Raw genomic sequence first — 13,389 nt, forward strand, 5'->3', positions numbered from 1 at the left:
GAAGAAGAAATTGTAAGTAAATTGAAAACAAAAAGAAAGTATATTTTTTATTAATTCTAATTCAAATAATAAATTTATACTCAAAACAATAATTTTACAATAAGTATTTCTATTAAATAAGAAACCATTTTTATGTTTAAAAAATCGAAAAATATAATTTTTAATATAAAATATTAATGAATAATACATAAATAAATTTTAACAATCAAAAAGAATTAAATAACTGATGCTATTATCAATCTTCTTGAATTCTTTAAAAAACTTATAAAACTAGATACTTTAAAGCATAAAGCTTGATAAGCAGTCTTTGTTTTTTGAAAGCACATAGTATATATAAGTTATAATTTTTAGAATTAACATTAAGCTTCTCAAATAAGGTTCCGTATCAAAATAACTTATTGATGGTATAATCAAAACAAATAGTTTTAAAGAACTAATCTAATATTAAGTTTTTAGGATCGAAAATATGCTACGTAACTAATTTACCAAGGCACTAGGAAATTATTTAATCCGCTCTCTAATACCTTAAATTTTTGTACTTTAGTTTTTTCATGGCAAAGCCCCTATTCTAGTGATGATTCGAACTCGCTGCTCCCCCCCAGCTCTCTAATTATCTTTAAATGTTTTTCCAGTGCTGAAATTAAATATATGAGGACAGGAAAAACTTGCTATAGACGTTATAAGACAAATCACAACATGATATTATGATTTTAAATCAAGACATCCTCCAATAATCTTTAATTGTACGAGAAACTATTTAATATGTAACAACCAAGCAAAAGAAAATTTCAAAAAGATTTACGTTATCATAATTTCTGCTTTACTCTCAATATCAAAGATCAAATAATAATCTCTCAATAAATGAAGGTATTTTAACAAACGCTACTAGTAGGAAAGGTTTTGCAATTAAAGCTCTCTAAGCAGTTGGATTGTTAGCCTCTAATTATCGTGACTTCACTACTCCAAAATCAACTATTCAGGAATGAACCACGAAAGTAGATGAGGTGTATTATTTAGATATCCCTCCTGAACTTTTTTTGCTATTGGTAATTAAGGATAAAAAATTTCATCAAACTTCCAAAGGAGAAGTTTAAAACTTACTAGTAGAAGCAAATGCAAAATAGACAAATTAGAAAACTTAGTTATTAAAGTTCAATAAAATTACAACGATTTTAATTTAAATTTAAAAATAATTATAGATACTTTATCTTAAATAGTAGAAAAGTTAGTTTATTAAATATGTTATTCGTTGCTAGTTAAGAGATAATTTTTTCTGGAAGCAAGGGCACTAGTTAAAATTAAGCAGTTTGTAGATAAAAAAGATCCTACACTAGTTCATTAATTCGTGATATCCTGGAAAATAAAATAGGTAAAAATCATCAGTTTTAATTAAAAAAAGTATTACATAGCTCAGAAAAACAGAAATAGTTCAATTTTAAAAACGCACTCACTCGATCAATTAACTAAACTTCTCAAAATTATAAAACAAAAAAACTCTACCTTCCAAAGAATTTCTCAAAAAATTTAAAATTTGAGTTAATCTTATTCATAACTGTCAATGCGTGTAACAGAAACTGAAGAGAAAGAAGTTAAATGCCTAATTTCTCACCAGAGAAAGGATTATTAATTACTTTTGAAAAGTGATTTGATACCTAACCTGATAAATCTCATTTTTTATCAAAAATATACTGATAAACACTCTCTTCATTTAATTAATTATATTACCTCTAAATACTTTTTTCACTGATGACAAAATTAGCTTGATTACTTAAAAAGTGTCGATCATTATTTATTTTAATTTTGTTAATTGTTAACTCTTCGTTTAATATCACTTACTGGAATGAAAACTTCTTGCGCCTGAGAGTTTTGGCAGGAAGAAGAAATCTCAGATCCAAAAGCATGACCATAGATGACTTCGATCGTTGCGGGAATAGTATGATTTTCGTCTCTCCATCTTTCATACGCCTTTAGCATTTGATACCACTGGTTTCTTCCCATTAACCCTCGAGATCGATCCTGAGCAGCATTATGTGCACCTATAACTTTTAAATCCGCCATCAACTGAAGAACTGAAGAATAACGTATACTTAAGTATTCCATATCCATAACCGGATCAAGAAAATGACAATGGGTAAGCATATCACCAATATCATGCATATCGTAAAAAGTATGGACATGACGCTTCTTATCGGAAAAGCTCTCTCGTAATTCCTTCAATGTATCAGGTCCTACAGTACTAAATAATAAAAGTCCTCCCGGTCGTAAAATTCTTTGACATTCTTGCAAAGTTTGGTGAAGGTCAAAAGACCACTGAAATGTTAAATTAGAAAAAATCAAATCGACAGATCGATCGACAAACGGTACAAGAGTATATTCCCCAATGACCATTTTCGAATCGCAATACCTCTGAAAACCATCCTTAACTCGATTTAATAAAGATACAGAAAAATGGAAGCTAATAATCTCAGCCTTTTTATAACGATTTAATAATACTCTCGTGGTATATGCTGTTCGAGAACCAAAATCTACTACCCGTAAAGGGTTGAGACGAATAAAATCCAGCCGTTCTAAAAGCCGATTAGCGATAACACGAAGAATTTTTTCTGCTCCTTCTCCGTAAGTTTTAGCAGCAACCTCCAGAGCTTTTAATACCGCTGGAAAATCAATACTAAAAGATGTTTGCTTCATACAATCCCCCCCCTCTATTTTAAGTTTTTTATTCTAAATTAAAACCATATTAAAGATAGATTTCACTCATTTAGAAAGCGGCTCTTTTAAAAGAAAATTTTTCTTCTGACCAATATCTCTCTTTGTAAATTTAGTATATTAAAGGAGTTTTTAACTAAAAACATAATACTTTCACATTACCTAAGAAACTATTTTTTAATATAAAACTTATAAAGTATTCTAGAGAATACTAACTTATCAATTAGCTATTTCAACAAAAATAGCTTTTTTATTATGAGTATCTTGATGAATCTCTCATTAATTTATGAACTTTGTTATAGAGAGTTGCCTTGAAACTTAAATTGATTTGATGGCTAATAATCCTTAAGCTTATCTCGTCATACTCATCTTATCAATCGTTTAATTTCCTAATTAAAATTGAACTAAAATTTTATATATCTATTTTTTTCTCTACCTACTTAATTTAATCTTAATTCCAGTGTTTTTACATAAAAAACCCCTATAAAACGAGGTTTTAATTAAGTTTTAAAAAATTTAGAAGTCCAACAATCACTAAACGATTTAAAAGCTAATTTGATTTTCTAAGTATTAATTAATCGAATCAAAAGTACTAAACTATAAAGGAAATTTTCTACATCATAATAAATTCAAAACATCAAAAACCTTTTTTTGTGCTGAAATAATCATTTTCAAAGTTAAATATATTGCTATTTTATTTTAAATGATGTGGTGAACAGAAAGTACGATTAATGCAATGATTCGGCTCTTAAAAAAACTACGACAGCAAAGTAAAAAATTCAAATTTCATGTTATACAAAAGCCTAATAATCTATTAATTATATTTGATCATTGTATTAAATTTCATTTTGAAATATACTAACTGATTGCGCCCCACTAATCTATTATTTTCCCTCTAAGAGGGAAAAACAAAAAGTAACAACATTTTTTTAGAATGAATGTTTATTCTTTTCTTTGAAAAGGGATTAAATCCGTAATAGTTCCCTGATACATTTCAGAAGCCATCTTGATTGTTTCCGATAAAGTCGGATGAGGATGAATGGTAAGGGCCACATCTTCCGCATCACAACCCATTTCAATAGCTAAGGCTATTTCAGAGATTAAATCACCTGCATTTACACCAACTCCCCCCCCTCCAATCAGTCTGCCATTTTTCTTGAAAAGCAATTTAGTAAAACCTTCACTACGACCTAAGGATAAAGCACGACCACTAGCCGCCCAAGAAAATACGCCCTTCTCATATTTAATTCCTTCTTTTTTTGCCTCTTTTTCCGTCAACCCAACCCAAGCTACTTCTGGATCTGTATAGACTACCACTGGAATGCAACGAGCGTCATTATAATATTTTTTACCAGCTATTACTTCAGCTGCTAAGCGACCTTCATATGTTGCTTTATGAGCTAACATGGGTTGACCAACAACATCACCAATAGCATAAATATTCGGAACATTTGTGCGCATCTGATTATCCACCGCAATAAATCCTCTCTCATCAACTTTAACTCCTGCTTTTTCTGCATCAATTAATTTACCATTTGGGGTACGACCCACCGCTATCAAAATACGGTCGTATTTTTTCGGTTGCTTAGCAGGAGCGTTTTCACCTTCAAAAAAGACATATACTCCATCTTCTTGAGCTTCTACTTTTTTTACACTGGTTTTCAATAAAATTTCGTTATAGTATTTCTGAATGCGTTGGTAAAGGGGCTTTACTAGATCTACGTCTGCTCCAGGAATAATCTGATCCATTTGCTCTACTACACTAATCTTACCATGTAATGCGTGGTAAACCGTAGCCATTTCTAAACCAATAATGCCACCCCCTATTACCAATAAATGATCTTCCACCTTTTCTAGTTTTAGCGCATCTGTGGAATCCATAACTCGTGGATGATCAGAAATAAAGGGAACTTTTAGAGGCTGTGATCCTACGGCAATAATTGCTTGCTTAAAACGAATAAGTGTTTTTTCTCTATGATCGATTAATAATTCATTGGGGGAAGTGAATTTTCCATAACCCGTAATAATTTTAACCTTACGCTTCTTCGCCATCATTTTTAAGCCACTTGTTAACTTTTTCACAATACCTTCTTTCCATGCGCGAATTTTACTTATCTCTAATTGGGGTTTACTAAAATTTACACCAAAAGATGCCATATCGTAAGCATCATCAATAACTTTAGCTACGTGTAATAAAGCTTTTGAGGGAATACACCCCGTATTTAAGCAAACACCACCAAGTGTCTCATATTGTTCTACTAAAACGACTGATTTTCCCAAATCAGCAACTCGAAATCCTGCTGCATACCCTCCAGGTCCGCTCCCTAAGACCACAACATCAGTTTGAATTTCTTGCATTATCTTTCTTCTCCTTTTTATGAGTAATTAAAGCATTTATATCTACCTATTTTGTCATTGTTTCTCTCATTTATGAGAGAAACTAGCAATTACAATAATAACGTTCTAATATCCGATAAACGTTCAGCCAAATACACAATAAATCGTGCTCCTTCAGCACCATCAATAACACGGTGATCGTAAGATAAACTCAAAGGCAAGATTACTCGAGTCTTACAATTACCGCTTTTAAAACAAACGGACTTCCATTGCATTTTTGAAACTCCTAAAATCGCTACTTCGCTTGTATTTATAATTGGTGTAAAACCTGTACCTCCAATCCCTCCTAAACTGGAAATACTAAAACAACCACCTTGAATGTCATTCAAAGTTAGACCATTGGTACGGGCTTTTTCACTCATTTCACTTACTTCTTTAGCTAATTCAAATAATCCCTTCTTATCCGCATCCCGAATAACTGGAACTACTAATCCCTCAGGTGTATCAACCGCCACCCCGATATGAAAATATTTTTTTAAAATTAAATATTCCCCCGAGGGATCTAACGACGCATTAAAATGGGAAAATCTTTTAAGCGCATTAACTACTGCTTTGATAATAAACACTAAGGGAGTTAATCGAACTTTATTTTTTTCTGCATAAGCTTTTTGACTTTTACGGAATGCTTCCAACTCAGAGATATCTGCTTCTCCAAATTGAGTCACATGAGGAACAGTCATCCAATTACGCGTAAGATTAACACCTGTAGCTTTTTTAATTTTAGATAGGGGTTTTTGTTCAATAGCACCAAATTTAGAAAAATCAATTCTAGGTGCATGAGGGAACAACGGTAACCCTTCACCCCCTCCTTTTTCCGCAATTTTTAATTGCTGTCTTACGTATTCCTGAACATCCTCTTTAAGGATACGATCCTTCTGACCAGTTCCTTTAATTTTAGTTAAATTAACACGAAATTCACGTGCGATTCGACGAACACCAGGTCCCGCATGAACAGTAGTGCCAAAACCTTCGCTTTTAAAAAACTGTATTTCAGTTTTTTCTTCTAGTTTTACTTTTTTTTCTTGAGGAGATTCTTTGAATTCTTTTTTTTGAGATCTTTCTTTCTCAGCTTGTTTTATATTATTTTTTGCTTCTTTTTGTCCTATATTCTCGTTTTCGTTCTTCTTCAGCTCAATAGTTAAAATTTCATCTCCTTCTTTAACTGTATCCCCAACCTTTATTTTAATGTCTTTAATCGTACCACCCCATGGTGACGGAACATCCATAGAAGCTTTATCGCTTTCTAAAGTAATTAAACCGTCTTCTTTTGTTACTCGATCACCAGGTTTTACTAATAATTCGATAACGTCAACTTCAGAGATTCCACCCAGGTCTGGTACAGAAATTTTTTTTATCAAATTTTCCACTATCTCCCCCTGTTTATATTGTCCATGGATCAGGTCGATGGGGATCAATGCCTAGTTTCTGTATGGCATTTATGAGCTGACCCATTTCAAATTCACCTTGATCTGTTAGCGCTTTTAATGCTGTATACACGATCATCTTAGCATCTACTTCAAAGAAATCCCGCAAGACAGATCGAGTATCACTACGACCAAAACCATCAGTTCCTAATACATAATAAGGCTTTTTAATTGCTTGACGAATTTGATTTGCCTGTAATTTTATATAATCAGTAGCAGCGATTACTGGACCCTTTCGATCATGAAAACACTCTTCTACATAACTTCTTTTAGAGGTTTCTTGAGGATGCAAACGATTATATCGATCTACAGATTCAATATCATGACGCAATAAATTAAAACCAGGAACACTCCAAATATCCGCAGCTACATTAAATTGCCGCTCTAAAATTTCAGAAGCTGCAATGACTTCAAGTAAAATCGCTCCTGCTCCCAATAATTGGACGCACTGGGATAATTTTCTATTCCCTTCTCTAAACAAATACATCCCTTTGATAATTCCTTTTTCAACTCCTTCGGGCATTGCTGGATGTTGATAACTTTCATTCATGAGTGTGATATAATAAAACACGTTTTCTTTATCTTGATACATTCGACGCAAGCCATCTTGAATAATTACAGCTAGTTCATAAGCAAAAGCAGGATCGTATGCCCTGCAAGTGGGTACCATACTGAACATCAATAAATTATGAGAATCTTGATGTTGCAATCCTTCACCCGCCAAAGTTGTTTTACCTGCCAATCCTCCTAAAATAAAACCTCTTGATTGCATATCTGCAGCCGCCCACACTAAATCACCCACACGTTGATAACCGAACATTGCGTAATACACATAAAAAGGAATTAGAAGATAATTGTTATTAGCGAATGAAGTAGCAGCAGCGATCCAACTGGACATAGCACCTGCTTCTGAAATGCCATGCTGAAACATTTGTCCGGATTGATGCTCACGATAATAAACTAATCTCTTTTCATCTTCCGGAGTGTATTTTTGTCCTTCTACCGCATAGATACCCGTTTGTCGAAACAACCCTTCTAATCCTAGCGTTCGAGCTTCATCGGCTACAATTGGAACAAGCCGTTCTTTGATATTTTCATCCCTTAATAACAATCCCATAATACGAGAAAAAGCCGCTCCGGTTGAAATTGATCGATCACCAGTACCTTTTAACAGCGATTTAAATAAGCTTAAATCCGGAATTTGTAAAGCTTCATAAGAAGCATCGCGCACTGGTAATGGCCCTCCTAATTTTTCACGCTGTTTATATAAATACTGTATTTCGGGAGTTGTTTCAGCTGGTTTATAAAATTCTAGATTTTTTAATTGTTTATCTGAGAGAGATAATTTAAATCGATCACGAAAAGTTTTTAACCCTTCGTCACTAATTTCTTCTAAATTATGAGCAATATTTTGAGACTCTCCCTCTTGACCATAACCGTAACCTTTGACGGTTTTTATTAGCAGGACTGTCGGCTTTCCCGTTTCCTTTAGTGCTTCCATATAAGCCGCATAAACCTTTTGAGGATCATGACCCCCATCCGTTAATTGCTCCAGTTCACGATCACTCATATCAGAGACAAGGTCCTTTAATTCCGGAAATTTACCAAATAAGTGTTCTCGTAGATAAGCACCACCTTTAGCACAACACGCTTGATATTCTCCATCCACCATCTCACCCAAATATTTTACTAATAAACCAGATTTATCTTTTTGAAATAATCGTTCCCAATTATGGCCCCAAATAACTTTAATTACCCGCCATCCTGCTCCCTGGAAAATACCTTCCAATTCTTGGATAATTTTTCCATTGCCTGAAACAGGTCCATCGAGACGTTGCAAATTGCAATTAACAATAAAGATGAGGTTATCAAGACGCTCGCGAATTGCCACCAATAATCCACCTAAAGTTTCAGGCTCCCCCGTTTCACCATCACCACAAAAAACCCATACTTTGCGCTTCGCCGTATCTGCCAACCCTCGATAATGTAAATATTTCAATAATTGAGCTTGGTAAATAGCCATTAATGGTCCTAAACCCATAGAAACAGTGGGAAATTGCCAGAAATGAGGCATTAAATGGGGATGGGGGTAGGAAGAAATTCCCTTAGTTAAGGCTTCTTTACGAAAATAAACTAATTCATCTTCTGTTAACCGCCCTTCAAGAAAAGCACGTGCGTAAATTCCTTCCGAGGAATGGCCTTGAAAAAAAACTAAATCATCTGCGTGAAAAAAATAATTTAATCCTACTTCAACTAAAGTTGCTATCGAAGCATAACTAGACAGATGTCCTCCTAGTCCAGTTTTTTTACGACCCGCACGCATTACCATAGCCATGGCGTTCCATCGTATATAATTTGTTAAACGCTCTAAAATATTTATTTCATTTTTAGGCAATTTAGCTTCTAAATTAGCAGGAATTGTATTGATGTACGCAGTACGAAGACCAACGGGGACAGGCACACCAATTTTTCTAGCATGCGACAATAATTGTTGCAAAATAAATTCAGCACGTTCGGTATCTTCATATGCAACAATTGAATTAAGTGCTTCTTTCCATTCCTGGGATTCTATGGGGTCAACATCCTGAGATGTTATATTTTTCTCAGTCATAATCTCGCTCTTTAAACTATTTTTTATTTATTTTATTTAAATGATTCTTGTTATTTAAACGATTTACTTAATAAATGATTATCGCTTTATAATTTAACTAATCTAACGTTTAATTGTAAAGAAAGCTATCAATACAAGGCACATCTCTATAACGCTTCATCTATAACGCTCAATCAATTCTTTCACTAATCATAGAAACCTTCTTCAATTCCTAGAACGATTAAACTTGTATTCAATGATCTTCTCTCGTACAGAAGCGATTCCAGCGTATAATACATCATAGAAATACCGTCGTTTAAAAACTCCTGAGCACTAACACTAACGAAAATAAATATAATGCTTTCTTAATTATGAGGAATCTAATCTAACGATAGGTCTTCCACTTTTATTATTCTCAAATACAAATGATTATTCTCATCTTTATTATTCTCATCCAGAAAATAATTTCTTAAACAACGATTCAACCTCCTTATTAAGGTTTAATTTATAAAGAAGCACACCTCTCAATTCAAGGATTCATAACAAAAAATCAATACAAAGATTCCGATAGGTATTAATCAGAACTTTTAATCTTACATGAATTATATTTTCCGAAACAAGGAGAGATACATTCATATAATACCATATAAAAAACCATCACCGTTAAAAAATAATAACTGACTCCTTTCTTTGTTATAGAGATAGCAGATTTATAAAAGATAGTAGATAAAAAAGAAATCAGAATATAAATAAACAGTAGGGAAAGGACAATAACAATAATAATACTAATACTGATAATGCCACACCAATGCCACACCAAAAAAACACATGATTAAATTATTTCTTCAGTTAATAAAATAAGCATTAAACCAATCTAATCTGTATACTCTTAATTTTAAGAAAGAGATATTAAAATGAAGCACTGCTGTATCAGAAAATACAATAACATTAACAATCAAAGCTATAACGAGTATAATTACCTGCTAATTTTAAAATATATTTTTTATCTATTTATCGGCTAAAACCCAATATATTATCGGCTAAAAGCCAATATACATTCTTTAATTTCCCATATCCCATAGCTCTCAATCTCGTCGTAGATAGTCGGATATTGCCAAAGGTGTAGGATATTTAATAACAACCCAATATGAGGAAATGATGAAAGATAATATAGTAACACTCTCAATTAAATAGCCCGCTTTATCTAAAATAATATGGCTACTAAGAGCCATATAAGCAATAATCAAAGAAAATTCGCTAATTTGACTTAAGCGTACTCCTACTTCCCAAGATACTTGCTTGGATTCCCCCATCCAACGTAATAATAACCTATAGATTAAAGGTTTTACCCCCATCAGTAAAATAAGCAAAATTAATGCAGGGGTTATAACAAGAGGTAAAAAGTTCAAATCGAAAGTACCCCCCACAGAGAAAAAAAATAAAACTAAGAAAAAATCCCGTACTGGCTTTAAACTTTCAGAAATATAAACAGATACTGGTCTTGAAGCTAAACTAACCCCAGCAATGAAAGCACCTACCTCACCTGATAAACCCAATAATGAAGCTAACTGAGCCATACTAAGGCACCAGCCAATTGCCAATAAAAAAAGATATTCTCTAATCCGATTAAATTTAGAAAATAAAGGAAATAAAACCAACTGATCAAATAAATAAGCAAAAATTAAAATAGCAGGAAATCCTAATATTACTAAGCCAATATCAACCAAAACCTTCCCTTCACGTGAAGCTCCGTGTAACAAAAACAAAACAGCAATAGCAATTAAGTCCTGGAGGAGAAGAACACTGATCATTACCTCTCCAGTATGTTGATGATGTAGGATTGTGGTTGGCAATAACTTAATGCCAATAATCGTACTGGAAAACATCATCGCACCACCAACTACTAAGCACTCCACTGGCAAGTAACCAAAAAAATAAGCAACAAGATACCCTATAATCGCGAAAACAATCGAACTGATTAAGGCTACCCATGTAATTTCCTTGAACATAGTTATCAATTTTTGAGGGGGTAAATTAAGACCTAAAAGGAATAATAAAAAGATAATTCCAACATCGCTGACCGTCCGAAGCATATCGATATTAGCAATTAATTTTAATCCCCACGGACCAAACAAAATCCCTAATAAAATATAAGCAACCAACATGGATTGGCGAGTCATTAAAGCAAAAGTTGATAGGACTGCTGCACCAGCAAAAATAAGAAAAATTGAAAAGATTATATTGTGCTCCACATTCAGATCCTATCGTTAATGTAATTTGCAATATCATGCAAACTCTGATTTTTTCAGATAGATTTACTTTCCCTTCCTCTTTTTAAGAACTCTAAAAAATAAAAATTCCACTATTGCCGCCTAATTTTTATATTAAAATCATAAAAAAGCCACTTATTTCTTTAAACTTATTGATTTTTATATAAATTTAATTGTTATTTTTATTCGCTAATCAAATAAAAAAGATACCGATAAAAAAAGAAAAACCTCTCACAACAAGAAAAAGATCTAATAAATGAATGGTGCTCCAATATAAATTCCGCGTATTTGAAGAGTATGATGAAACAGCATAACGAGACGTACAATACAGTAAGTGGCGCACAAAAGAATGAGCACAAACAAAGAAAGATACTGTACTTAAACCCTCTAAACTTTGCAAAGATAGAACCAGAAAATAGCTGCGGCTAAAAAATCACGAACTACAACAGAAGTGCTAAAACCACTTTAAAAAACAAGCAAATCGTCCTCGTAAACCAGAACGTAAAGTGAACACTACAAAAATGCAAAGTGCTTACGCTACTTACCAAAGAAAAATAGCTTTAATTATCTTAACTACTACCCCATCACCGTGGACGTTTTCCAAAATATCGGTCTAGCTTCTTTAAACAAACTGTGAAAACCGGGACTTTCTCTTTATTTCTCAGTAAAGAAACCAGCTTTTAAAAAATTATTTAAGTTAAATTGTATTTTTTATCTGATATATCTTTCAATTGATATATCTTTAAATTAATTTTATAATATTATCGTGATTGGTAAATTTTTCACTATTTAATACGTTTAAAATACGTTCCCGCACTTCATCCATAGTACCAAGGCCTGATATGCGATAATAATGGGGTGCCTGAGAATTACCTGATTTTTCCCATGCGATATAATAGTGACTCACAGGACTGGTTTGTTGTTTATAAATGGCTAAACGTTTTCGAACCGTCTCTTCATGATCATCAGCTCGCTGTACTAAAGGTTCACTCGTTAAATCATCTTTACCGGGTATTTTAGGAGGATTGTATCGTCGATGATAAGTTCGACCCGAAACAGGATGAAGCAAACGACCAGTCATACGTTCAATAATTTCTTCTTCTGGTACATCGATATCAATCACCAAATCAATTTTAATTTTTTGACTATGTAATGCTTCTGCTTGTGCTGTGGTCCGTGGAAAACCGTCTAATAAATATCCACTTCGACAATCAGGTAAATTCACGCGTTTTTTCACTAATGCAATTATAATATCATCTGAAACCAGCCCCCCTTCTTCCATTATTTTTTTTACTTCTGACCCTAAAGAAGTTTTTGCCTTAACAGCAGCACGTAACATATCTCCTGTTGAAATTTTTGGTATATCCAATCGCTTGGCAATAAATTCTGCTTGAGTTCCTTTACCAGCTCCGGGAAGCCCTAATACAATAATTCGCATTATAAATTAACTCTATATAATTAATTGAAAAGAATCATATAATCTAGGATGATTTATACGCAATCAATTATTTTACCTGATAACCAAACTCAAAATAGTTTCTTAATGCCCTAAATAGCCTATTTATCCTCGACCACCCCACAAAACCCCCATAATGTACCCGACCAATACAAGAACCAAAAAAACTAAAGAAGCTAACAATACTAAAATAATTTTTCGCCATAATTTTCGACATCAAAATACGACCTAACTTTTGCTGAAAAGAGTAAATATTAAACTCTACTAAAGAGTAAATATTAAACTCTACTTAAATAATTAAAAATAAAAATCTTACTAATAATAATATTAATATTATAAAAAACTATTTTTCCATGGTGATTTCTTTCAAAGGAGAGATAATTTTTTTAAAGAGTATACTCTCAATAGGTGACACAACAATCGTTCTTAGAGAGCCAACAATACAGCTTAAAACCCCGAAACCATGAATATACCCAAAGTAACAATTAAAAGAACTATAAACTATAAATGTAAGTATCAAGTTTTCTTGCTGCTTTAATTAGCAAA

The 13,389-nt window shown here is 32.9% G+C and carries 6 protein-coding genes; all 6 read right to left on the reverse strand.

From position 1 onward, the window contains the following. Window positions 1–1,803: 1,803 nt before the first annotated feature. Entirely contained in the window at window positions 1,804–2,688 is an 885-nt protein-coding gene (locus tag CLERM_RS03160; RefSeq protein WP_102157142.1) for a methyltransferase domain-containing protein, read from the reverse strand. Between the two features lie 960 nt (window positions 2,689–3,648). Then, window positions 3,649–5,067 (reverse strand): dihydrolipoyl dehydrogenase, encoded by a 1,419-nt coding sequence (lpdA, locus tag CLERM_RS03165; protein WP_102157143.1) that lies wholly within the window; start codon window positions 5,065–5,067, stop codon window positions 3,649–3,651. Window positions 5,068–5,153: 86 nt separating this feature from the next. Then, window positions 5,154–6,470 carry a 2-oxo acid dehydrogenase subunit E2 gene (locus CLERM_RS03170; protein ID WP_102157144.1) on the reverse strand — a complete coding sequence of 439 codons (1,317 nt, stop codon included), beginning with the start codon at window positions 6,468–6,470 and terminating at the stop codon, window positions 5,154–5,156. Between the two features lie 13 nt (window positions 6,471–6,483). Continuing rightward, a complete protein-coding gene (gene aceE, locus CLERM_RS03175; protein ID WP_102157145.1) occupies window positions 6,484–9,138 on the reverse strand; it encodes a pyruvate dehydrogenase (acetyl-transferring), homodimeric type in 2,655 nt (884 codons plus the stop codon). 1,064 nt (window positions 9,139–10,202) lie between these two features. After that, a complete protein-coding gene (locus tag CLERM_RS03180) occupies window positions 10,203–11,369 on the reverse strand; it encodes a cation:proton antiporter (protein ID WP_179946444.1) in 1,167 nt (388 codons plus the stop codon). A 760-nt stretch (window positions 11,370–12,129) separates the two neighbouring features. Next, window positions 12,130–12,825: an adenylate kinase gene (adk, locus tag CLERM_RS03185; RefSeq protein ID WP_102157147.1), complete on the reverse strand. Its 696-nt coding sequence runs from the start codon at window positions 12,823–12,825 to the stop codon at window positions 12,130–12,132. Window positions 12,826–13,389: the final 564 nt, after the last annotated feature.

It is taken from the genome of Coxiella-like endosymbiont, assembly GCF_002871095.1.
Classification (GTDB): Bacteria; Pseudomonadota; Gammaproteobacteria; order Coxiellales; family Coxiellaceae; genus Coxiella.

What these genes read in the sequence shown, in the direction of transcription:
- adk (WP_102157147.1), bottom strand. Translation starts at nt 12,825, where the DNA reads ATGCGAATTATTGTATTAGGGCTTCCCGGAGCTGGTAAAGGAACTCAA.
- aceE (WP_102157145.1), bottom strand. Translation starts at nt 9,138, where the DNA reads ATGACTGAGAAAAATATAACATCTCAGGATGTTGACCCCATAGAATCC.
- CLERM_RS03160 (WP_102157142.1), bottom strand. Translation starts at nt 2,688, where the DNA reads ATGAAGCAAACATCTTTTAGTATTGATTTTCCAGCGGTATTAAAAGCT.